The sequence below is a fragment of the Bradyrhizobium sp. DOA9 genome, from assembly GCF_000617845.2.
Lineage (GTDB): Bacteria > Pseudomonadota > Alphaproteobacteria > Rhizobiales > Xanthobacteraceae > Bradyrhizobium.
On sequence record NZ_DF820425.1, the window covers coordinates 2,397,980 to 2,421,510 of the forward strand.

The 23,531-nt window shown below is 64.5% G+C and carries 18 protein-coding genes and 1 other RNA gene; 10 read left to right on the top strand and 9 right to left on the bottom strand.

Features of this window, described 5'->3' with window-relative positions; translation table 11 throughout:
* Window positions 1–71: 71 nt before the first annotated feature.
* The 4 genes from BDOA9_RS11155 to BDOA9_RS11170 all read left to right on the top strand — a co-directional run bounded on the left by BDOA9_RS11155 (window position 72) and on the right by BDOA9_RS11170 (window position 7,248).
* Complete coding sequence (locus tag BDOA9_RS11155) at window positions 72–1,091, top strand: SAM-dependent methyltransferase (protein WP_025034022.1); 1,020 nt, start codon at window positions 72–74, stop codon at window positions 1,089–1,091.
* A 229-nt stretch (window positions 1,092–1,320) separates the two neighbouring features.
* A complete protein-coding gene (locus BDOA9_RS11160; RefSeq protein ID WP_152033223.1) occupies window positions 1,321–2,514 on the top strand; it encodes an efflux RND transporter periplasmic adaptor subunit in 1,194 nt (397 codons plus the stop codon).
* A 182-nt stretch (window positions 2,515–2,696) separates the two neighbouring features.
* Window positions 2,697–5,870 (top strand): multidrug efflux RND transporter permease subunit, encoded by a 3,174-nt coding sequence (locus BDOA9_RS11165; RefSeq protein ID WP_025034024.1) that lies wholly within the window; start codon window positions 2,697–2,699, stop codon window positions 5,868–5,870.
* A 250-nt stretch (window positions 5,871–6,120) separates the two neighbouring features.
* The gene (locus BDOA9_RS11170; RefSeq protein WP_025034025.1) at window positions 6,121–7,248 is read left to right on the top strand and encodes an AAA family ATPase; all 1,128 of its coding nucleotides are present in this window, start codon (window positions 6,121–6,123) and stop codon (window positions 7,246–7,248) included.
* Between the two features lie 39 nt (window positions 7,249–7,287).
* Here BDOA9_RS11170 and BDOA9_RS11175 read toward each other — a convergent pair whose 3' ends face one another.
* From BDOA9_RS11175 to tkt, 8 genes are all read right to left on the bottom strand, one after another.
* A complete protein-coding gene (locus BDOA9_RS11175) occupies window positions 7,288–8,079 on the bottom strand; it encodes an inositol monophosphatase family protein (protein WP_025034026.1) in 792 nt (263 codons plus the stop codon).
* 87 nt (window positions 8,080–8,166) lie between these two features.
* A complete protein-coding gene (locus tag BDOA9_RS11180; protein WP_025034027.1) occupies window positions 8,167–9,234 on the bottom strand; it encodes a tetratricopeptide repeat protein in 1,068 nt (355 codons plus the stop codon).
* A gap of 8 nt (window positions 9,235–9,242) precedes the next feature.
* Entirely contained in the window at window positions 9,243–9,932 is a 690-nt protein-coding gene (locus tag BDOA9_RS11185) for a thiamine phosphate synthase (RefSeq protein ID WP_025034028.1), read from the bottom strand.
* Between the two features lie 3 nt (window positions 9,933–9,935).
* Window positions 9,936–10,961 (bottom strand): class I fructose-bisphosphate aldolase, encoded by a 1,026-nt coding sequence (locus tag BDOA9_RS11190; RefSeq protein WP_025034029.1) that lies wholly within the window; start codon window positions 10,959–10,961, stop codon window positions 9,936–9,938.
* 225 nt (window positions 10,962–11,186) lie between these two features.
* Window positions 11,187–12,254 carry a class II fructose-bisphosphate aldolase gene (gene fba, locus BDOA9_RS11195; protein WP_025034030.1) on the bottom strand — a complete coding sequence of 356 codons (1,068 nt, stop codon included), beginning with the start codon at window positions 12,252–12,254 and terminating at the stop codon, window positions 11,187–11,189.
* A 39-nt stretch (window positions 12,255–12,293) separates the two neighbouring features.
* Window positions 12,294–13,490, bottom strand: a complete 1,197-nt coding sequence (locus BDOA9_RS11200; protein ID WP_025034031.1) for a phosphoglycerate kinase — start codon at window positions 13,488–13,490, stop codon at window positions 12,294–12,296.
* 147 nt (window positions 13,491–13,637) lie between these two features.
* Window positions 13,638–14,645: a type I glyceraldehyde-3-phosphate dehydrogenase gene (gene gap / locus BDOA9_RS11205; RefSeq protein WP_025034032.1), complete on the bottom strand. Its 1,008-nt coding sequence runs from the start codon at window positions 14,643–14,645 to the stop codon at window positions 13,638–13,640.
* A 148-nt stretch (window positions 14,646–14,793) separates the two neighbouring features.
* Window positions 14,794–16,779: a transketolase gene (tkt, locus tag BDOA9_RS11210; RefSeq protein ID WP_025034033.1), complete on the bottom strand. Its 1,986-nt coding sequence runs from the start codon at window positions 16,777–16,779 to the stop codon at window positions 14,794–14,796.
* Window positions 16,780–17,147: 368 nt separating this feature from the next.
* On the opposite strand from tkt, the gene BDOA9_RS11215 reads away from it, so the two are divergent.
* The 6 genes from BDOA9_RS11215 to BDOA9_RS11245 all read left to right on the top strand — a co-directional run bounded on the left by BDOA9_RS11215 (window position 17,148) and on the right by BDOA9_RS11245 (window position 22,617).
* Window positions 17,148–17,468, top strand: a complete 321-nt coding sequence (locus BDOA9_RS11215; RefSeq protein ID WP_020608063.1) for a DUF4164 domain-containing protein — start codon at window positions 17,148–17,150, stop codon at window positions 17,466–17,468.
* Window positions 17,465–17,848, top strand: a complete 384-nt coding sequence (locus BDOA9_RS11220) for a cell division protein ZapA (RefSeq protein WP_018646696.1) — start codon at window positions 17,465–17,467, stop codon at window positions 17,846–17,848. The genes BDOA9_RS11215 and BDOA9_RS11220 overlap by 4 nt, the downstream gene beginning before the upstream one ends.
* A gap of 231 nt (window positions 17,849–18,079) precedes the next feature.
* Window positions 18,080–18,240, top strand: a non-coding RNA gene (gene ssrS / locus BDOA9_RS11225) — 6S RNA.
* Between the two features lie 231 nt (window positions 18,241–18,471).
* Complete coding sequence (locus BDOA9_RS11230; RefSeq protein ID WP_025034034.1) at window positions 18,472–19,068, top strand: 5-formyltetrahydrofolate cyclo-ligase; 597 nt, start codon at window positions 18,472–18,474, stop codon at window positions 19,066–19,068.
* The gene (locus BDOA9_RS11235) at window positions 19,046–19,870 is read left to right on the top strand and encodes a TIGR00282 family metallophosphoesterase (protein ID WP_025034035.1); all 825 of its coding nucleotides are present in this window, start codon (window positions 19,046–19,048) and stop codon (window positions 19,868–19,870) included. Before BDOA9_RS11230 ends, BDOA9_RS11235 begins: the two co-directional genes overlap by 23 nt.
* Before the next feature lie 2,543 nt (window positions 19,871–22,413).
* Window positions 22,414–22,617: a hypothetical protein gene (locus BDOA9_RS11245; RefSeq protein ID WP_025034037.1), complete on the top strand. Its 204-nt coding sequence runs from the start codon at window positions 22,414–22,416 to the stop codon at window positions 22,615–22,617.
* Window positions 22,618–23,092: 475 nt separating this feature from the next.
* On the opposite strand, the gene BDOA9_RS37810 is transcribed toward BDOA9_RS11245, so the two are convergent.
* Window positions 23,093–23,473 carry a hypothetical protein gene (locus BDOA9_RS37810; protein ID WP_152033224.1) on the bottom strand — a complete coding sequence of 127 codons (381 nt, stop codon included), beginning with the start codon at window positions 23,471–23,473 and terminating at the stop codon, window positions 23,093–23,095.
* Between the last annotated feature and the right edge of the window lie 58 nt (window positions 23,474–23,531).

Consider the following 23,531-nt stretch of genomic DNA (forward strand, 5'->3'; position numbering starts at 1 on the left):
TCGGGGAACCCGGACCGGAAGCGGCGCTTTGATTAGCAGGTCTCTGCAGAACTTCGCCATTCGGGGAGCGCATGAGCGTCGTTTCCGCGATCATCGGGACTGCCGAGCGCGTGCCACTGCCGGACGTGGTGATCCGGGCCGCGATCCAGCGCCTGTGCTCCCGCATGGCGACGCGCCTGTCGGTGCTGGGCCCCGGCGACGATGCCGCCTTCGCCGGGCGGATGATGCTGCGGCCGATCGCCGAGGGCGCGGCAGCCTGGCATGACGAGGTGCCTGCGGCCTTCTTCGCCGAATTGCTCGGTCCCAACCGCAAATTTTCCTCCTGCTTCTACAGGACCGACGCGACCACCTTGCAGGAGGCCGAGGAGGAGGCGCTGCGCCAGACCGTCGAGCATGCCGGCCTGGCCGACGGCCAGACCATCCTGGAGCTCGGCTGCGGCTGGGGCTCGCTGTCGCTGTGGATGGCGCGGCAGTTTCCGCACGCCAGGGTGACGGCGGTCGCGGCCTCGCAGGCGCAGCGCGCCTACGTCGAGGAGGAGGCGCGGCTGCGCGGATTGCTCAATCTGCGCGTGGTCGCGGCCGACATGAACGTGTTCGCGCCCGAGGGCCGGTTCGACCGCATCGTCTCGGTCGAGATGTTCGAGCAGATGAGCAACTGGCGCAAGCTGATGACGCGCGCGCGGTCATGGCTCGCGCCTGAGGGGCGGTTCTTCATGCACGTCGTCGCCCACCGGTCCGGCTCGCATCTGATCGACCCGGCCCACCGCGACGACTGGATCGCGCAATACGTCTACACGGGCGTGCTGATGCCGAGCCATCACCTCGTCAGGCAGTTCGACGATATTTTTGCCATCGAGAAGGAATGGTGCTGGAGCGGCACGCACTACCAACGCACCGCCAACGACTGGCTCGCCAATTTCGACGCGCATCGCGAGGCCATCGAGGCGACCTTGCGGAGGATCTATGGCGAGGAGGCCGCTCTCGCGATGCGCCGCTGGCGCTGGTTCCTGCTCGCGACCTCGGGCCTGTTTGGTTACGCCGACGGAACCGAATGGGGAGTAAGCCAATACCGGATGAAGGCCGCCGGGTAATTGCGATGTTCTGCCGCACACGCGCCGGTGAACCCCGACTCACAATCAAGTGACACCGCAAAACCCTTCTGATCTCAATAACATAAGCTGTGTGACAATGAGCCGCCCGCGCCGCGCGTTGCATCGCAGCAGATGCGTTCTATTTTGGCGGCATCAGGCGCGTGAAAAAGTCCAGAACGGGCCTCGCGCGGGCACGATCAGTTTCAACAATATCGGGGCATACCACTCCATGTCTGGACTTCTCGCGCGATCGGCATGCGTTGCAATAATGCTCGCGGCCCTTGCGCCGCTGTTGGGTGCTTGCGAAGAATCCAGCTCCGCTGTGTCCGCCGCCCAGCCGTCTGCCCCTGACGTCAGCGTCGTCATCGTCAAGCCGCAGGCTCGCGCCGTGGTGCGCGAGCTGCCGGGCCGCATCGCTCCGACGCGGGTCTCCGACGTGCGGCCGCGCGTGTCCGGCATCGTGGTCGAGCGCCTGTTCCGCCAGGGCAGCGAGGTCAGGGCCGGCGATCCGCTCTACCGCATCGATCCCCGCCCGTTCGAGGTCGAGGTGCTGGCCAACGAGGCCGCGCTGGCCAAGTCGGAAGCGGCTTTGATGCAGGCCAAGCAGCAGGCGCATCGTATCGCCGCCCTCACCAGGGATCGCGCCGCCCCCGAAGCCGAGAACGAGAAGGCGATTGCGGCCGAACGCCAGGCCCAGGCCGAGGTCGAGGGCCGCAAGGCCGAGCTCGCGCGGGCCAAGCTCAATCTCGACTATGCCACCGTGCGCGCGCCGATCGACGGCGTGGTCGGTGCGGCCCTCGTCAGCGAGGGCGCGCTTGCCGTGCAGAACGAGACCAATCTCGCCACCATCCAGCAGCTCGATCCGATCTATGCCGACTTCACCCAGTCGGTGACCGAGCTCAACCAGCTCCGCCGTGCCTTCGAGACCGGCGACCTCGAGCGCATCGCCGCCGATGCCGCCAAGGTGCGCCTGGTGCTCGACGACAACACCCTCTATTCGCTCGACGGCAAGCTGCTGTTCTCCGACGCGAAGGTCGACGCCCACACCGGGCAGGTGACCTTGCGCGGCGAGTTCCCCAATCCCAAGCGCGAGCTGCTGCCGGGCATGTACGTCCGCGTCCGCATCGACCAGGGTCTCGATTCCGATGCGATCGCGGTGCCGCAGCAGGCGGTCCAGCGCAATGGCGGCGGCGGCAGCGAGGTGTTCGTCGTCAAGGACGACAACCACATCGCGGTGCAGGCGGTGCGCACCGGCTCGGTGCAGGACGGCCTCTGGTTCGTCACGGAAGGCCTGAAGGCCGGCGACAAGGTCGTGGTCGAAGGCTTCCAGAAGTTCGCAGCCGGCGACAAGGTCAGACCGCAATCCTGGTCGGAAGCGGAGGCGACCGCAGACAACCGGCACGCCCAGCAACTCACGCGGTAACGCTCGCGCAGCAAGTGTGGTCCTCATCCTGAGGGCCCGCTGGAAGCCGGCGTCTCGAAGGATGGCCGCGGGACAGAGTCGGGCCTTCATGGTTCTTCCGGCGATGAGCTGCATCGTCCGGAGCGCGCGTTCCGCGCTCCTCACCATGAGGGTCTAACGAAACAACGAGGATAAAACGGCCAATGCCGAGTTTCTTCATCGACAGGCCGATCTTCGCCTGGGTGGTCGCGCTGTTCATCTGCTTGATCGGTGCGATCGCGGTGCCGCTGCTGCCGATCGCGCAATACCCGATCATCGCGCCGCCCTCGATCTCGGTCTCGACCAGCTATCCCGGCGCGTCGCCGGAGAACCTCTACAACAGCGTCACGCGGCTGATCGAGGAGGAGCTCAACGGCGCCGCCAACATCCTCAATTTCGAATCGACCAGCGACTCGCTCGGCCAGGTCGAGATCATCGCCAACTTCCAGCCGGGCACCGATACCAGCGCCGCCTCGGTCGAGGTGCAGAACCGCATCAAGCGCGTCGAGGCGCGCCTGCCGCGCGCGGTGATGCAGCAGGGCATCCTGATCGAGGAAGCTTCCAGCGCAGTGCTGCAGATCATCACGCTGAACTCGACCGACGGCAGCCTGGACGAAGTCGGTCTCGGCGACTTCATGATCCGCAACGTGCTCGGCGAGATCCGCCGCATTCCCGGCGTCGGCCGCGCCACGCTGTACTCGACCGAGCGCTCGCTTCGGGTCTGGGTCGATCCGGCCAAGCTCGTCGGCTATGGCCTGACCGCCGATGACGTCAACAAGGCGATCGCCGCGCAGAACGCGCAGGTCGCCTCGGGCAGCATCGGTGCCGAGCCGTCGACGTCCAGCCAGCGCACCTCGGCGCTGGTGCTGGTCAAGGGCCAGCTCTCCTCGCCGGAGGAGTTCGGCGCCATCATTCTGCGGGCCAATGCCGACGGCTCGACCGTGCGCCTGCGCGACGTCGCGCGCATCGAGGTCGGCGGCCTCAGCTATCAGTTCAACACGCGCCTCGACGGCAAGCCGACGGCGGGCCTGTCGGTGCTGATGTCGCCGACCGGCAATGCGCTGGCGACCGCGAGCGCGGTCGAAGCCAAGATGAAGGAGCTGTCGCGCTTCTTCCCGGCCAACATCACCTACGAGATCCCCTACAACATCACGCCCGTGGTCGAGGCCTCGATCAAGAAGGTGCTGACCACGCTGGTCGAAGCCGTGGTGCTGGTGTTCGTGGTGATGTTCCTGTTCCTGCAGAACATCCGCTACACCATCATTCCGACCATCGTGGTGCCGGTGGCGCTGCTGGGCGCCTGCTCCACGCTGCTGCTCGCCGGCTATTCCATCAACATGCTCTCGATGTTCGGTATGGTGCTCGCGGTCGGCATCCTCGTCGACGACGCCATCGTCGTGGTCGAGAACGTCGAGCGCATCATGGCCGAGGAAGGCCTGCCGCCGAAGGAAGCGACGCGGAAGGCGATGTCGCAGATCACCGGCGCCATCATCGGCATCACCCTGGTGCTGATGGCGGTGTTCGTGCCGATGGCGTTCTTCCCGGGCTCGGTCGGCATCATCTACCGCCAGTTCTCGGTCACCATGGTCGCCGCGATCGGCTTCTCCGCCTTCCTGGCGTTGTCGTTGACGCCGGCGCTGTGCGCGACGCTGCTCAAGCCCGTCGAGCCCGGCCACGGTCATGCGAAACGGGGCGTGTTTGGCTGGGTGTTCGGCTGGTTCAACCGCATGCTGGAAGGCGCCAAGGAACGCTATGCGCGCACCGTCGGCTTCTCGCTGAACCGTACCGGCCGCCTGATGCTGGTCTATGCCGCGCTGCTGGTCGGCCTGTCCTGGGCCTTTGTCAACCTGCCCGGCGGCTTCCTCCCTGTCGACGACCAGGGCTTCATCACCACCGACGTGCAGACGCCGTCGGATTCGTCCTATCCCCGCACCGAGGCCGTGATCGAGAAGGTCGAAAAATATCTCGCCGCGCGGCCGGGCGTCGACAACGTCACCTTCCTCACCGGCTTCAGCTTCTCCGGCCAGGGCATGAACACCGCGCAGGCCTTCATCACGCTGAAGGACTGGTCGGAGCGCGGGCCGAAGGACTCCGCTGCCGCCATCGTCAACGACGTCAACCGCGACCTGGGCGCGTCGATCCGCGACGCAAAAATCTCGGCGCTGCAGCCGCCGCCGATCGACAATCTCGGCAACTCGTCCGGCTTCTCGTTCCGCCTGCAGGATCGCGGCCAGAAGGGCTATCAGCAATTGATGCGCGCGGCCGACCAGCTGATCGCGGAGGCCAATGCCAGCCCGGTGCTGCAGAAGGTCTATATCGAAGGCCTGCCCGAGGCGGGCGTGGTCAATCTCATGATCGATCGCGAGAAGGCCGGCGCCTTCGGCGTCACCTTCGAGGACATCAACAACACCATCTCGACCAATCTCGGCTCGAACTACATCAACGACTTCCCGAACCGCGGCCGCATGCAGCGCGTCGTGGTGCAGGCGGATGCCCGCGACCGCATGCGGACCGAAGACATCCTCAATTACAACGTCAAGAACAGCCGCGGCCAGCTGGTGCCGTTCTCGTCCTTTGCCACGGTGGAATGGGCGCGCGGCCCGACGCAGATCGCCGGCTTCAACTATTATCCGGCGGTGCGCATCTCCGGTGAAGCCAGGCCCGGCTTCACCTCGGGCGATGCGATCGCCGAGATGGAGCGGCTCGCCGACCGGTTGCCGCGCGGCTTCGGCTATGAATGGACCGGGCAGTCGCTGCAGGAGAAGCTGTCGGGCTCGCAGGCGCCGTTCCTGCTCGCGCTGTCGGTGTTCGTGGTGTTCCTGTGCCTCGCCGCGCTCTACGAGAGCTGGACCATCCCGCTCGCGGTGCTGCTCACCGTGCCGCTCGGCATCGTCGGCGCCGTCGCCGCCGCCATGCTGCGAGGCCTGCCCAACGACGTCTATTTCACCGTCGGCCTGATCACCATCATCGGCCTTGCCGCCAAGGACGCGATCCTGATCATCGAGTTCGCCAAGGACTTGCGCAAAGAAGGCAAGCCGCTGGTCGAGGCCACCATCGAAGCCTGCCGCCTGCGCTTCCGCCCGATCCTGATGACGGGCCTCGCCTTCATCTGCGGCGTGCTGCCGATGGCCATCGCCCACGGCGCCGGCGGCGCCAGCCAGCAGGCGCTCGGCAGCGTGGTGATGGGCGGCATGATCGCGGTGGTGATCCTGGCGCTGTTGATGGTGCCGGTGTTCTTCGTCTCGGTGCAGCGCGTGCTGGGCGGCGACAGGGAGCCGAAGGCGGCAAGGGAAGCTGAAGCGCACGGCCGGCCGGCGCGGGCGCACACCGGCCATTGACGGTTCTCTCCGTCATTCCGGGCGTGCGAAGCACGAGCTATGATGCGCAATTGCGCATCTGAGAATCCATCGGTCAGCGATCACGGTCGATGAATGGATTCCGGGCTCGCGCCAAGGGGCGCGCCCCGGAATGACGATGCGGAGAGCTTGCTTTCCCGGAGGTGCCGATCCAGACTGCATCCCTGGATTGAAGAAGTGTCCATTCGCACTGCGCCGAATGCACAGCCAGCCTGCCGATTGAGAGCACTTGATGCGTCCGACCGACATTGCGATCGCGAACTATCGCTCGATCAGGCGGCTCTCCCTACCAATCCACCCCCTGTCCGTCTTCGTGGGGGAAAATGGCGTCGGCAAATCCAATCTCTACAAGTCCTTGTCGCTGTTGCGCGACGCGGCGACCGGGCGCATCACGCGCACGATCGCCGAGGAGGGCGGACTGAATTCGGTCTGCTGGTCAGGCATCCGCAAACGAGGCGAGGATGGACGACTGCGCTTGTCGGTCAGATTCGATCGCCTGAAATATTCTATCGAGATCGGATTTCCCAGCCCGGTTGCGGCAGCGTTTGCCGGCGAGCCGATGATCAAGGAAGAGAGTATCGAGGCGACGCAGGGCAAACGAACGGTTCTGCTGATGGAGCGGAAGAATTCGATCGTCAGCGTCCGTAGCGACAGCGGCGCATGGAGCAGCCACAAGGATGCGGTGCTGCCGTCCGAGCCGGCGCTCGCGGGCTTCTTCAACGGCAAGGAATGCCCCGAAATCGATTTGATCAGAAGCGCAATGCTGGGCTGGCGCTTCTATCACGACTTTCGCACCGATCCGGCGTCACCGATACGAAAGCCGTGCCTCGCGATCACCACGCCCTCGCTCAGTGCCGATGGAAGCGACCTGGCCGCGGCCCTGGCGACACTCTATACCATCAGGGAAGACGCAACCGACCTGCAGGACGCGATCCAGGATGCCTTCCCGGGCGCCGAGCTCCGCGCAAGGGAAAGAAACGGTTCCTGTGAATTCGATCTGCAACTCGAGGATATGCCGCGTCCGTTTGGGGCGCATGAACTGTCCGATGGCACGCTGAAATACATTTGCCTGCTCGCCGTGTTCATGGGCTATCGGCTGCCACCGTTCATCGCGCTGAACGAACCCGAGACCAGCCTGCATCCGTCCTTGCTGGCGCCGTTGGCCCGGCTGATCGTCAAGGCCTCACGCCGCGCCGACATCTGGATCGTCACCCATTCGGAGCAGTTGATGCAGGCCTTGCGAAACGAGAGCTCGGTCCCGCTTCGCCGGGTGATCAAGTCAAAAGGCGCCACCATGATCGAGGGCCTGACCCTCGGCGGGGAATATCGGGACGAGGAAGCCGAGGAAGACGAGTCTTAGCCGCGGCACCGATGGGAATGTGGAGCGCGAGCTTCAGCCCTAAGCCGGTTTCCGCAAAATCTTCACCAGCTCCCCGTGCACATACTCATTCCCGCACACAACGTGCCCCGTGACCAGCGGATCCCCCGGCGTTGCGATATCGCTCACGGTGCCGCCGGCTTCGCGCACCATCAGCATACCGGCGGCGATGTCCCAGGATTGCAAATCGCGCTCCCAATAGCCGTCGAGGCGCCCCGCCGCGACGAAGGCTAAATCGAGCGAGGCGGCGCCGAAGCGGCGCAGGCCGGCGACGCGGTCCTGGATCGCCGTCATCTCACGGCGGAATTCCTCGTGGTCGCCGCGGCCGATATGGGGCAGCCCGCAGGCCACCACGCATTCATTGAGCTGGCGGCGGCCGGCGACGCGCAGGCGCTGGTCGTTGAGGAAGGCGCCCTTGCCGCGCTCGGCGATGTAGAGCTCGTCATTGGCGGGATTGTAGATCACGCCGGCGATCACGGTGCCCTCGCGCGCAAGCCCGATCGAGATCGCGAATTGCGGGATGCCGTGCAGGAAGTTGGTGGTGCCGTCCAGGGGATCGACGATCCAGGTGTGGCTCTTGTCGGTGCCCTCGCGATTGCCGCCCTCCTCGCCGATGAAGCCGTAGCCGGGCCGGGCCTTGGCGAGGTCCTGGTAGAGGATCTCCTCGGCGCGCTTGTCGGCGAGCGAGACGAAATTGGCCGGGCCCTTCAGCGAGACCTGGAGATGCTCGATCTCGCCGAGATCGCGCTTGAGGCTGCGGCCGGCGCGGCGCGCCGCCTTGACCATGACGTTGATAGTGGCGGAATACAGCATGTGCTTTTTGGTCTTGATCGGGGAGAGGGGGCGCGGAAACCCGCCTGTTTGAGGGACTGGGTGCCCCGTGAGGGGGCCCGCGTCAAGTCATTTGGACCCGAGCCACTTCCTGGCGGCGGCCTCGGCCTTGGCGCGGTCATCGGCCGGCAGATCGGAGAGCTGCTTGTCGAGCTCGGGGTCGCCCTTGCCTGATGTCTTGGCCACCAGGTGCCATTTGAAGCCCTCGATCTTGTCCACGGGCGTGCCGACGCCGTTGATCAGCACCCAGGCCAGCCGGTTCTGCGCGATCGCGCTGCCCTGGCGGGAGGCCTTGCGGAGCAGGGCGACGGCCGCCGGCTGGTTCTTCGGCGTGCCGGTGCCGTTGAACATCGCGATGGCATATTCGACCTCGGCATCGACATTGTCGGCGATCGCGGCGGCCTGCAGCAGCCGCACCGCGCGTTCGGGGTCCTTCGGCACGCCGGTGCCTTCCTTGTAGAAGGTCGCGAGCGCGTATTGCGCTTCGGGCAGGCCTGCATCGGCGGCCTGGCGCAGCAGTTCCGCCGAACGCCGGACGTCCTGCGGCAGCGTCTGGCCGTCCAGGTAGAGCAAAGCGAGGTTATAGGCCGCCTTGGGCTCGCCGAGCTTGGCGGCGGAGGCCATCAGCCTGACCGCCTCGCCTTTGTCGACCGGGCCGCCGCGGCCGGAGATGCGCAGCATGGCGAGCGCGAACATCGCCTCGCGATCGCCGGCGTCGGCAGCGCGCTTGTACCATTCGGCCGCCTTGGCGTAATCGCGCCTGATGCCCATGGCGTTGGAATAGAGCTCGCCGAGCATGGTCATGGCCTTGGGATCGCCGGCTTGCGCGCGCGCCGTGGCGAGCTCGAACGCCGTCTTGTACTGACCGCGCTGATAGGCGCCGAACACCAGGTCGACGTTGGGATCGTCGGCCGGCGGCGCGGGGATCACGGTTGCCGGCTTGGGCGAGGCCGACGGCTTGGGCGATGGGGAGGGCTTCGGCGCCGCCTCCTTCTTCTTGGCAGGCGCGGGCGGTTTCGGCTTCTGCTTCTCTGCCGGCGTGCTCGGCGTCGTCGCCGGCGGGGTGATCTGCAGCTGCGCGGCCGCAGGGACGGTCAGCAGCAGCGTGGCCAGCATGGTGATGCACGGGAGCTTCATGTCGGGCGCTAGCCGTGCTCCCGGCTCGCAAGATCTTGGCTGGCCAGCGCCGTCGCATGGGCCTTCTTGATCGCGGCATCGACCTCGATCAGCGCGGCCTTGGGCCCGCGCGGATCGGCCCAGATGAAGTCGCCGACCAGCACGAAATCGGCGCCGCTCAGGGCGAAATCGTGGGCCTCGTCGAGCGTGGTGGCAAAGCCGACGCAGGGCGGCTCGAACAGCTCGGCCCACCAGTCCAGCCGCTCGGCGATCGCCTGGGCCGAGGGCCGCTGTCCCTTCGCATCGGGCTCGCCGAACAGCAAATAATCCGCGCCCATCTCGCCCGCATCCATGGAATGGTGCCGCGTCGTCAGCCCGCCGACACCGGCGATGCGATCCGGCTTGAGCGACGGCAGCGCCTCCTTCAGCGCGGCGATGCCGGGCAGATGCGCGCCGTCGGCGCCGCCGCGCGCGACGATTTCGGGATGGCCGTCGACGAGGAGTGCCGCGCCCGCCTTCTGCACCGGCGGCGCCAAGGCCTTGACGCGCGAGATCATGCTGCGCTGATCGGTCTCCTTCAGCCGCAGCAGCACGGCGGCGACGTCGGCGGACGCGATCAGCTCGGGCAGCTCTGCGACCAGCGTCGCGGGATCATCGACGACGGGCGTTGCGAGATAGAGACGCGGCGCCGGGCGCGGCGGAGGCGGTTTGTTCGACAAGATCTAGGCTGCCTTCTGTTCCAGGCTGCTTTGCCATTCGCCCCTGGAGGCGAGTCCGTTCATGCGGGCGCGATGGCTGAAGGCGCGCTGGCCGGCCGCGACGTTCTCGGGTCTGCCGGACCAGGCCTTCTGCGGCGCGGCCTGCAGCGCGCGGCCGTAGGAGAAGGTCAGGCCCCAGGGCAATGGCCCGAGCTTGTGCATGGCGTTGAGATGCGCGGTTGCCTCCTCGTCCGACTGGCCGCCGGAGAGGAAGGCGATGCCCGGCACTGCCGCCGGCACGCAGGCCTTGAGCAGCCGGATCGTCTTCTCCGCGACCTCCTCGACGGAGGCCTGCTTTGCGCATTTCTTGCCTGAGATCGCCATGTTCGGCTTCAGCACCATGCCCTCCAGCGCCACGCGCTGCACGCGCAATTCCTGGAAGGTCTTGTTGAGCACGCGCTGCGTCACCTCATAGCAGCGTTCGATGTCGTGGTCGCCGTCCATCAGTACCTCCGGCTCGACGATCGGCACGATCTGCGCGGCCTGGCACAGCGCGGCATAGCGCGCCAGCGCGTGGGCGTTGACGCTGATCGCCGTCATCGAGGGGATGCCGCTGCCGATGTCGATCACCGCGCGCCATTTGGCAAAGCGCGCGCCGCGCTCGTAATATTTCTTCAAGCGCTCGGCGAGCCTGTCGAGCCCGACCGTGACTGTTTCACCCGGGCACATCGGCAAGGCTTGCGTGCCCTCGTCGACCTTGATGCCGGGAATGGCGCCGGCCTGCTCGATCAGCTTGACCAGCGGCGTGCCGTCCTTGGCGTTCTGCCAGATCGTCTCGTCATAGAGGATCACGCCGGAGATGTATCGGCTCATGGCGTCCTTGGCGCGGAACAGCATCTCGCGATAGTCGCGGCGGTTCTCTTCGGTCGATTCCACGCCGATCGCGTCGAAACGCTTCCTGATGGTGCCGGAGGATTCGTCGGCGGCAAGGATGCCCTTGCCCGGCGTGACCATGGCGGTCGCGACTTTATTGAGCTCAGTCAGATTCATCGAGAGGTCCTCCCAGAACGATTCTGCCCTTGCCCGGGAAAATAGACCGTTCTCGGGCAATTGCCGAGTTAACGTTCGTCGCAGGGTGGGGGAGGACTCGGTCATTCCGGGGCGCGCCCCTTGGCGCGCGCCCGGAATCCATTGATCCGCGTCGATGGTGGCACCATGGATTCCGGGCTCGCGCTGCGCGCGCCCCGGAATGACGGAAAACGGTGCGCGCGGCCCTTACGCCACCTTCGGATCCAGCTCGCCCTTGGCGTAGCGCTTGGCCATCTCGGCGGTGGTCAGGACCTTCTTGATCTTGGAGGCCTGGCCCGCGGTGTTGAACTCCTGCAGGCGCTGCTTGCACAGCTTGGTCATGGCTTCCATCGCCGGCTTCAAATATTTGCGCGGATCGAACTCTTCCGGGTTGTCCTTGAGCACTTTCCGGATCTGGCCGGTCATCGCCATGCGGTTGTCGGTGTCGATGTTGATCTTGCGCACGCCGTTCTTGATGCCGCGCTGGATCTCGGCCACCGGCACGCCCCAGGTCGGCTTCATCTTGCCGCCATAGGCGTTGATGATGTCCTGCAGGTCCTGCGGCACCGAGGAGGAGCCGTGCATGACCAGATGCGTGTTCGGCAGCTTGCGGTGGATCTCCTCGATCACGTTCATGGCGAGGATGTCGCCGTCCGGCTTGCGGGTGAATTTGTAGGCGCCGTGGGAGGTACCCATCGCGATCGCGAGCGCGTCGACCTTGGTCTCCTGCACGAACTTCACGGCCTCGTCCGGATTGGTCAGCAGCTGGTCGTGGCTGAGCTTGCCTTCGGCGCCGTGGCCGTCTTCCTTGTCGCCCATGCCGGTTTCGAGCGAGCCGAGCACCCCGAGCTCGCCTTCCACCGAGATGCCGCCGAGATGGGCCATGTCGGTCACGGTCTTGGTGACGCCCACATTGTAGCCCCAGTCGCCCGGCGTCTTGCCGTCGGCCTTGAGCGAGCCGTCCATCATCACGGAGGTGAAGCCGGCCTGGATCGCGGTCATGCAGGTCGCGGGCTCGTTGCCGTGGTCGAGATGCACGCAGACGGGAATGTGCGGATAGATCTCGGTCACCGCGTCCATCATGTGCTTGAGCATGACGTCGTTGGCGTAGGAGCGCGCACCGCGCGAGGCCTGGATGATGACGGGCGCGTCGACCTGGTTGGCCGCGTCCATGATCGCCAGCGCCTGCTCCATGTTGTTGATGTTGAAGGCCGGTACGCCGTAATCGTTCTCCGCCGCGTGGTCGAGCAATTGACGTAACGTGATCCGAGCCATCTGTCTTGTTCTCCCGTTGGGGCCTCTCGGGCCGCTTGCTTACTTGATCCGCAGAACTTCAACGCCGGGCAGGGGCTTGCCTTCCATCCATTCAAGGAATGCGCCACCGGCGGTCGACACATAGGTGAAGTCGCCCGCCACATGGGCCTGGTTGAGCGCCGCGACGGTGTCGCCGCCCCCCGCGATCGAGATCAGCTTCTTGGCCCTGGTGCGCTCGGCCGCGTGCTTGGCGGCCGCGACCGTGCCGCGGTCGAACGGCTGCATCTCGAAGGCGCCCAGCGGGCCGTTCCAGACCAGGGTCGCCGCATCGTCGATCGCGGCGTGGACGCGCGCGATCGATTGCGGCCCGACGTCGAGGATCATGCCGTCGGCCGGGATCGCATCGAGCCCATAGGCATGCGACGGTGCGTTGGCGGCGAAGTGATAGGCGACGACGGCATCGACGGGGAGAATGATGGCGCAATTGGCGGCTTCCGCCTTCTCCATGATGCGCAGCGCGGTGGCGCTGAGATCCTTCTCGGCCAGCGACTTGCCGACCGCAACGCCCTGCGCGTGCAGGAAGGTGTTGGCCATGCCGCCGCCGATCACGAGCGCGTCGACCTTGGTCACGAGGTTTTCCAGGAGGTCGATCTTGGTCGAGACTTTTGCGCCGCCGATGATGGCGATGACCGGCTTGGTCGGCGAGCCCAGCGCCTTCTCCAGCGCGTCCAGCTCGGCCTGCATGGTGCGGCCGGCATAGGCCGGCAGCTTGTGGCCGAGGCCTTCGGTCGAGGCGTGGGCGCGGTGCGCGGCCGAGAACGCGTCACTGACCCAGATGTCGCCGAGTTTTGCGAGCTCCGCGACGAAGGCCGGATCGTTCTTTTCTTCCTCTTTGTGGAAGCGGGTGTTTTCCAGGCACAGGATGTCGCCGTCCTTCAGGCCGGCAACCGCCTTGGCCGCGGGCTCGCCGATGCAATCGTCGGCGAAGGCGACGGGCTTCTTCACCACTTTCGCCAGCGCCTCCGCAACGGGCCTCAGCGAATCCTTGGCGTCGCGCCCCTTCGGCCGGCCGAAATGCGCGAGCAGGATGACCTTGCCGCCCTTGTCCGCGATCTCGGTGATGGTCGGCGCCACGCGCTCGAGCCGGGTGGCGTCGGTGACGCGCCCGCTCTCCATGGGCACGTTGAGGTCGACGCGCAGCAGCACGCGTTTGCCCTTCACGTCGACGTCGTCGAGGGTGCGGAATTTGTTGGTCATCTCTCTTGTCCCGGGCGCTGCGATAGCAGCGGAGCGATGCGCTGCAGAACCGGGACTCACATCACAGCGAGTCCCGCGGTTGAATGGGTCCCGGCTCTGCGGAACAGCGCCTACGCGCTGCACCGCGTCCGGGACACGAGACCCTGATCAGATCACCTTAGCCATCGCAACGGCGGTGTCCGCCATGCGGTTCGAGAAGCCCCACTCGTTGTCGTACCAGGACATCACGCGCACCAGCGTGCCGTTCTGCACCTTGGTCTGGTCCTCGTGGAAGGTCGAGGAGTGCGGGTCGTGGTTGAAGTCGATCGAGACGTTGGGCGCGCTGGTGTAGCCGAGGATGCCCTTGAGCTGCTGCTCGCTGGCGCGCTTCATCGCCGCGTTGATTTCCTTCGCGTCGGTGGCGCGCTTGGCCACGATCTTGAGGTCGACGACCGAGACGTTCGGGGTCGGCACCCGGATCGCGACGCCGTCGAGCTTGCCCTTCAGCTCGGGCAGAACGAGGCCGATCGCCTTGGCGGCGCCGGTCGAGGTCGGGATCATCGACATCGCAGCGGCGCGGCCGCGATAGAGATCCTTGTGCAGCGTGTCCAGCGTCGGCTGGTCGCCGGTATAGGCGTGGATCGTGGTCATGAAGCCGGTCTCGATGCCGACGAGGTCGTTCAGCACCTTGGCGACCGGGGCGAGGCAGTTGGTGGTGCAGCTGCCGTTGGAGACGACGAGGTGATCTTTGGTCAGCGTGTCGTGGTTGACGCCGTAGACGATGGTGGCGTCGGCGCCGTCGGCGGGCGCGGAGACCAGCACGCGCTTGGCGCCGGCGGTCAGGTGCGCGGAAGCCTTGTCCTTCGAGGTGAAGATGCCGGTGCATTCCAGCGCGATATCGACGCCGAGATCCTTCCAGGGCAGCTTGGAGGGATCGCGCTCGGCGGTCACCTTGATCTTGCCGCCGCCGAGATTGATCGTGTCGCCGTCGACGGTGACGGTGCCGGGAAAGCGGCCATGGACGCTGTCGAAGCGGAGGAGATGGGCGTTGGTCTCGACCGGGCCGAGGTCGTTGATGCCGACGACCTCGATGTCCTTGCGGCCGGACTCGGCGATAGCCCGCAGGATGTTGCGGCCGATGCGGCCAAAACCGTTAATTCCGACGCGGACTACCATGTTTCGTCTCCTTCAATGACCGTTGTCATCCCGCACAACGCGCTTTGCACGCCTGCGAGGGTTTTTTAGGGGCGGACGCCCGGTTCGGCCGGGCGGTGCTTGATCATATGGGAGATTAGGTAGTCCTTTTTTGCGGCAAGCTCAACTCTCAGCTGACGCGCTTCAGCACGGCGTTGACCGCAGCCTCGGCGGTAATGCCGAAATGCTTGTAAAGCTCCTTTGCAGGGCCGCTTTCGCCGAACGAATGCATGCCGATGAATTCGCCATCCTGGCCGATCACGGCATCCCAGCCCCAGCGCACGGCGGCCTCGATCGCGATCTTGACCGGCGCGTTGCCGATGATGGCGGCGCGCTTGGCCTCTGGTTGCGCTAACAACAGTTCGAGCGACGGAACGGAGACAACGCGCGAGGCGACGCCGCGTTCCGCCAGCTGCTTCTGGGCCGCGACCGCGATCTCGACCTCCGAGCCCGAGGCGAACAGCGTCGCCTTGGCTTCGCCCTGGGCTGCGACCAGTTCATAGGCACCGGCCGCGCAGGGATTGTCGTTCGGTGCGGTGGTCCGCAGCTGCGGCAGGTTCTGCCGCGTCAGCGCCAGTACCGTCGGGCCGTCCACGCGGTTCAGTGCAAGCTCCCAGCATTCGGCGACCTCGACGGCATCGCAGGGACGGAACACGCGCATGTTGGGAATGGCGCGGAGCGCAGCGAGATGCTCGACCGGCTGATGGGTCGGGCCGTCCTCGCCGAGACCGATGGAATCGTGGGTCATCACGTAGACGACGCCGGCGCCCATCAGCGCGGCAAGGCGCATCGCCGGACGCGCATAATCGGTGAACACCAGGAAGGTCGCGCCGTTCGGCGCGAAGCCGCCGTGCAGGAAAATGCCGTTCATCGCGGCGGCCATGCCGTGCTCGCGGATGCCGTAATGGATGAAGCGGCCCTTTGGCGTCTTGGCCGAGAAGGCGGTCGCCGACTTCGCCTTGTTGTTGTTGGAGCCGGTGAGATCGGCGGAGCCTGCGAGGAATTCCATCGGCATCGCGCCGGCGATGACTTCGATCACGGCTTCCGAGGACTTGCGCGTGGCGGCCGTCATCGGCTTGTCCAGCAGCTCCTTCTTGTACGCGCGCACGGCCTTTGCCAGCGAAGCCGGACGCTCGTGACGCAGGCGGCGCTCGAACTCGGCGCGCTTGCGGCTGCCGAGCTCGCCGAGCCGCGCTTCCCATTCCTGGCGTGCCGCGGCGCCGCGGCTGCCGGCGGCGCGCCAGGCCTTCAGCACGTCATCGGCGACCGCGAACGGCTCGAGCGAAATGCCGAGATTTTCCTTGGCAGCCTTGAGCTCGTCGGCGCCGAGTGCTTCGCCGTGCACCTTCGAGGTGCCTTGCTTGTGCGGCGCGCCGAAGCCGATGGTGGTGCGGCAGGCGATCAGCGTCGGCTTGCTGGATTTCTTCGCGCGCGTGATGGCGTCGGCGATCGCCGACTGGTCGTGGCCGTCGATCTTCTCGGCGGCCCAGCCCGCCGACTTGAAGCGCTTCACCTGGTCGACGGAATCGGCGATCGAGGTCGGGCCGTCGATCGAGATGCCGTTGTCGTCGTAGAGCACGATCAGCTTGTTGAGCTTCCAGTGGCCGGCCATCGCGATCGCTTCCTGCGACACGCCTTCCATCAGGTCGCCGTCGGAGGCGAGCACGTAGGTGTGGTGGTCGACGATCTTCTTGCCGAATTCGGCGGCGAGCATCTTCTCGGCGAGCGCCATGCCGACCGCGGTCGAGATGCCCTGGCCGAGCGGGCCGGTGGTGGTCTCGATGCCCTTGGTGCGGAAATTCTCGGGATGGCCGGGGGTCAGCGAGTCGACCTGACGGAATTGCTTGATCTGGTCCAGCGTCATTTCGGTATTGCCGGTCAGATACAGCAGCGAATAGAGCAGCATCGAGCCGTGGCCGGCCGAAAGCACGAAGCGGTCGCGGTCCGGCCAGGCCGGGCTTCCGGCATCGAATTTCAGGAACTGCGTGAACAGCACGGTCGCGATATCGGCCGCGCCCATCGGCAGGCCGGGATGGCCCGATTTGGCCTTCTCGACGGCGTCCATCGAGAGGCCGCGGATCGCGTTGGCCATACGGGTGTGATCGACCTGCGTCATGTCTGAAATCCGTCTGAAATGAGGCGCTTGGCGATGGTTGCCCGCGCGGGGAGAAGCCTGGCGGCCACTGAAGGTTGGCGCTGGGATAGCACCTCGGTTCCGGGAGTCCAAGGCAATCGAACGCCGGTTTGACCGCAAAAGTTGCCGGTGTGGACATCGGTTTTCCGCCGGGATCGGGCCGGGCGGAATCGACGGATCGGCACGTCGTCCCGATTGATCGGTGCATAGTTCTGCGGCGGCGTTGCGCTTGGCTAGCTTGCTTTGTAAATTTCTGCTTCTAACCGCTTGCCGAACCGAGTCTTTTGCCGGACGGCAAGCTCCAGGGAAAGGCCACTGGGCAAAGGCCGCCAGGTTCCGCCGCTGACTGCATGAACGATCGCGTATCCAACAGTTCCGCCATGACGGAGTCGTCCGCCGTCGAGATCGAGATCGCGACCCGCAGACTCATGGCGGCGCTCGACGCGCTCGAAAGTGCGGTGGAGCGGCGGCGCGACGCCGATCGCGACGAGAACGAGCTTGCGGCGCGAATCCAGGCGCTCGGCGCGGATCGCTCGCGTCTTGCCGACGAGCTCGACGGTGCGCTGGTGAAGGCACGCAAGCTCGAGCGCACCAATCGCGAGATATCCGACCGGCTGGATTCCGCGATCGTCACGATACGCTCGGTGCTCGATACCGGAGAGGACGGATGAGTCACATCAACGTCACCATCAACGGCCGGCAATACCGCATGGCCTGCGAGGAGGGCCAGGAGGTGCGGCTGCTCAAGCTCGCCGAAACGCTGGAGACCCGCATCCAGTCGCTGCGCGGAAAATTCGGCGAGATCGGCGACGCGCGCCTCACCGTGATGGCCGCGCTGACCGTGTGCGACGAACTGGTCGACACCACCAACCGCGTCCGCACCCTCGAGCAGGAATTGACCGAGCTCCGGGATTTCCGCAACGCCGCCGTCGAGCGCGCCAGGATGACGCAGACCGCAGTCGTCAACGCGCTCAACGCCGCCGCCGAGCGCATCGAGAAATCGACGCAAGTCCTGAACCGCACGGTCGGAAATGGCATCGCGATCGGGTAGCGTTCACCCTCCCCTGGAGGGGGAGGGTCGATCGCGCGCAGCGCGAGCGGGGTGGGTGATCTCTCAACACGGGGACTGCCCGTGGGGAGAGATCACCCCACCCCGTCTCACATTTCGCTGCGCTCCATGTGAGCCGACCCTCCCCCTCCAGGGGAGGGTAAGAAAGCGCGGCTCGAAGGCGACCCGCTCGCCGCACTGGCGATTCGTCAGTATCGTTGTTACATTGCCCAAGCGAGGCTGCGACGTGCGTCAGGAGCCATATATCCCCGGGGCCTTATCGATCCTTTAGGGAACTGTCCCTGGCCGGGCCCGTGGGCCCGGACATATGGTGCCCACCTACTTTCGTAGGGAACTCCGGGATCGAGTGCTTCAACGGCGTCCGCGGCTTCGCACTTTCGTTTGCTTGCAATGCGTTCTTGTCGAGTGGGGTCTACGACAAACCGGCAGTGTCATGTCCCCATAGTGCGCAATTGCGCACGTGGGACCGGGGCATCCAGTACGCCGCAGCGTCGATGTTTGATCACTGGCGTCTCTGGAATACTGGATCACCCGCCCCAGTGCGCAAGGGCGCACAAGGCGGGTGATGACGGCGGAGCAAGACTTCGCCTTCGGAGCAAGCACACATGCCCAACACCAAAGCCGAGCTCCGTGCCAAAGCCCTCGCCAGGCGCGATGCGCTGAGCGAGAAGAAGCGTACGGCAGCGGCCGCAAAGCTCGCCAGGCGCGGGTTGCCGTTCGAGCTGCTGCCCGGCAGCATCGTCTCCGGCTATTCGCCGATCCGCAGCGAGATCGATCCGATGCCGCTGCTCGCAAAGCTCGCGGAGCAGGGCGCCAGGCTGGCGCTGCCCTGCGTCACCGCCCGCGGCCAGGCCCTGATCTTCCGCATCTTCCATCCGAACGACCGCCTGATGCTGGGCCCGCTCGGCATTCCCGAACCGTCACCTGCGGCGGCCGAAGTCATTCCCGACATCATGCTGACGCCGCTCGCCGCCTTCGACCGCCTCGGCCATCGCATCGGCTACGGCGCGGGCCATTACGATTTCACCTTCGCGCATTTGCGCAAAGCCAAGCACATCGTCGGCATCGGCCTTGCATTTGCAGCGCAGGAGATCGAGGCGGTTCCGGCACTATCCCACGACGTCGCGCTGGATTATGTGCTAACGGAATCGGACGTGTTCGATTTCCGGAGTTCTGAAGTTGCGCATTCTCTTCGTGGGTGACGTCGTCGGCCGTAGCGGGCGCGAGGCCGTCTCCGAATATCTGCCCGGCATGGTGAAGGACTGGTCGCTCGATCTCGTCGTCGTCAACGGCGAGAACTCGGCCGGCGGCTTCGGCATCACGGAAGCGATCTACCAGGAGTTTCTCGAGGCCGGCGCCGACGCGGTGACGCTCGGCAATCACTCCTGGGACCAGCGCGAGGCGCTCGTCTTCATCGAGCGCGCCGACCGCCTGGTGCGCCCGGCGAACTATCCGCGCGGTACGCCCGGCCGCGGTGCCGCTTTGGTCGAGACCAAGAACGGCAGGCATGCGCTCGTCGTCAACGCTTTGGGCCGCGTCTTCATGACCCCGTTCGACGATCCCTTCGCCGCACTCGAACGCGAATTGGGGGCCTGTCCGCTCGGCGTCGCGGCAGATGCCATCGTCGTCGATGTCCATTGCGAGGCGTCGAGCGAGAAGCAGGGCATCGGCTTCTTCTGCGACGGCCGCGCCAGCCTCGTCGTCGGCACCCACACCCACGTGCCGACCGCCGACCACCAGATCCTCGCAGGCGGCACCGCCTATATGACCGACGCCGGCATGACCGGCGATTACGATTCCATCATCGGCATGCAGAAGGAAGAGCCGCTGCGGAGGTTCACGTCAGGGATTCCGTCCGGCCGCTTCGAGCCGGCGGCGGGCGCAGCAACGCTCAGCGGCGTCGCGGTGGAGACCGATGATGCGACGGGGCTAGCGCTCCGCATCGCGCCGGTGCGCATGGGCGGAAGGCTGGAGCCGACGAAGCCGAAGTTCTGGTTGAGTTGAAGCGCGAAGCCAAATCACCCGGTGTCGTCCCCGAACGACGATATCGACTTTGCCCTCAGCAGCGGACCTCGGCGGGCAACCAGGGGACGTCCGCTTTGGGGCCCAGAAGCGGACTCATGCACCGCAGCAACGAACTTACCAATCTTCCGATCGCTCGGTCAGCGCGACTGAACCAAAAAGCCTCTCCGTGTCAGGGTCACATTGGGCTGAGGCAAAAGCCCTGCGTCCGGATCATCACGCGATAGACTTGCGCGACGCCCATCGCTTATCTGCAACCATCGATAGGCAACGGGCGTGACGAGACTTCGCACTTGCAGCATTGAATGTATTTGAGCTGACGCAATTGGACGAATATCGTCGCTGTCCCTTGAGTAAAGATTGGGGCAAGCAATGAGTGGTTTCCAAGCCAAATTGGAGCGTTTCGAGAACCTCGCTGCGGAGTGCGAGCTGATCGCTAGTCGATCCAAAGGAAGCAATCGCGAGCTATACCAGCGAGCATGCCAGCATTATCGCGAGTTGGCCAATGATGTGCGTGCCTTGATCGCATCGTTCGATCTTGCAGCCTAGGCCTATTGCATCGCCATTGATCAAGATTGGTCGCCCTGGGCGTCAAGCCGATTTGCGCTGCGACTTACTGTAACCGTCCGATGAAGGCTGCGGGTGAACGGTCGCAAAGCGGAATTTCAACCGCTCTTCTCCCCTTTGCTTTTCAGCAAATGGGAGGAGGTGGTGGCTTACTGTTGTCCTTTCGCCCACTTCGCGGCTTCCACTGCGCGCTGGTTTGAAGTGCACCCCAACGAACCCGGAACGACGATGAGACAGACCCTCTCATTCTTCGGGCGCGGCCGGGATGTAACAGTCACGCCGCCATTGCTCGTGGCCTTGTCTGTCGTGGCCTGGCCAGGGCGGTTGACGGACGGCGGCGGTGACGTATTTGTGCTGTAGGTGCCGCCCGCGTTCGACCGGTGATCACGAACTCCAGCGTCCGCCGGGATCGAGACCGTCAGGAGCGTTGCCGCCAGGACCGAACTAGCAAGTAGTCTGACCTTTGGATTCATAAGTGCCTCCTTCATGGGATGTGTACACTGCTGTGAATGACGGTGCGCCTGCCGACTAGAACCGCCGGGATACGAAGCACGTAAGCTCGAAGACGGTGTGAGCCCGGGCTCGTCAAGTCCATTCGGGGCAGAGCGGAATTGTCCTGCTTTTCAACTTTTCACCGTTCACCTGATGGGGTCTCCCCTCGCAACCTTCGCGGCTGTCACCGCGATCTTGTTTGAAGTGCACCCATATGAGCCTGTACCCATGATGCACACCTTTACTTCCTGCTTCGGGCGCGGCCGGGATGTAACAGTCACGCCGCCATTGCTCGTTGCCTTGTCTGTCGTGGCCTGCCCAGGGCGGTTGACGGACGGCGGCGGTGACGTATTTGTGCTGTAGGTGCCACCCGCGTTCGACCGGTGATCACGAACTCCAGCGTCCGCCGGGATCGAGACCGTCAGGAGCGTTGCCGCCAGGACCGAACTAGCAAGTAGTCTGACCTTTGGATTCATAAGTGCCTCCTTCATGAGATGTGTCCCTTTCGCGGTGGATCGCTAACCACCGTCACATCAAGATAAATCGAAGGCGCAGGATTTTATGTGCAACAGGTCACGCAGCCTGTGACCTTCTGGCTTTGCAGGCCACTGCGGCCGAAAGGCGTAGCCAAGTCGGAGCCCTGCACGACAACATCGCCCAGATGAATCCCTATGCGAAACCTGAGAGCGATATCTTCAGGGAGATCGGCCGCACGGTCTTCGATTTCGCTGCATTTCGATACAGCACTCAACGGCCTCCAAGGCGCTCGCGAACTCTGCCAAGACGCTATTTCCGGCCGTGTTGGCTATTCGTCCGCCGTACTCGGTTATGAGCTGATCGAAGATGGCACTAGCATCAGAGAGTGCCTGGACAGCTCCGCTTTCATCCACGCTCATTTCATTAGACGCGAGTAACCGCCACGTGCGGCAACGATTGCTGCGAGCTACCGAAACGAAAGTTATTTCTTCAGGACCGCTTCGGGTCAAAATGCGAAGAACTCTGTTGAGCAAAACCTGGTCCGCTCTGCCGTAATAAGCGGACCTCCGTCAGGCGCGGCGTGACTTCGCAGATGGGCCAGCATGCGACGTCGGAGGTTCGTATTGCTGCAGCCGAAAGCGTGCCTTAAAGACCCGCTGGCGGGGATTCTTCAGGACAGGGGACGAGCCAACTAGGCAAATAGCAGAAGCCCCGGACGGTGCCGGCTTAAAGCTTGCGCCGTACCCAAACTAGCTTGCCTTAGCTGCGAGCTATTCCGAACAGCCTGGGAAGTTGGAAGGCCAAGGATGCCGGTATGCAGACCGGGCTCCCCGCACACACCACACGCGCCTTTGCATGATACTTCGTCTTATTGCCTCTTACTTGTTCAAGAACGAGCCGCTATGATGATATTTTGAGCGTCATCTAAGTTGCCTTAGTACACAACTTTCTTAATATGATCCTTGATGCATCACACCTGTGGAGATTTTATGAAATACATTGGCGTTATCACAGCCGCGGTTGCATTCGGGGCAATCATCGCGACGCCCGCATTTGCTGGGAGTGCGGCGCAGAACTCCGAGTGGCAAATGAAGCAGAAGGCGTGCAAGTCAGAAGCTTCTGCACGGGGCCTTCATCTGTCTAAGAAGACCGCCTATGTCAAAGAGTGCATGGCGAGAATGGCCAAAAGCTAGCATCCACCAGCTAGATTTGCGTTGAGACCCCGCTTCGGCGGGGTTTTCTGTGCTCGGCACAGGTCAGTACGATTTGACCCGGGCTTGACCGCGTGCGGGTACTAGACTTTCCGCGCGATGGGCTCTTGAGGATTGCCTTGTTCGTCCATCATATGGGCGCTGAAGCAGTCAACGTCGTTGGGGAGAAGAGCCCAAGCCGCTGCGGAGCGCGTGAAGATGTGCGAGTCAGGTTTAACCCAGTATGGGTCATCGTAAGCGCCCAAGTAGATAAATTGAAGGGCATATAGCTATTGGTTATCTGGGGTGCTGGTGGCAATCTCTCTATGCACAAGCTGACATCACTAGCGCTCCGCGCCATGTCCGGGATGGGTAAAAATCGGCGGTCGAGGCCGCTGCGAGCTACTCCCGGTCTTCCTTCCAAAGCCGACACTTGGGCGGGCATCGAGATAGGCAACGCTTGGACTACGACAGTTCATCAGACTGGCAATTCGAGCCTTTCAGTCACGAAGGAGCAGACGGCGGCAGGGATTGCCCCGACCAGTCCCCACGAAGATTGAAAAGGAAATAGTGGCTCCGCTTCCAGAAAGTTTGCCAACATCAACAAGTATGCAGCGGCATATCCGACGAGCGCCGTCAGCAAATATCGTTGGGCTGGTGTGGCTCCAAGTCGGGCCAACGATTGATCAAAAGAGGCCGTCAATAGGGCCGGCACTACACCCGCAATCCAAGCGACCGGCAGCAACATGATAAATGCGACCCCGGCTGAACTGGGACCACTGAAGCCGCCACCAAGACCGAGGAACACAAAGTACCCTGCCAATGGTCCGAGTACACCGAATACACCAAACCTGATCATTGCCTAACCTCATGCCGAAAGCCGAGGCACCGTCGCCGTAGGTCGGTATTGAACGTCC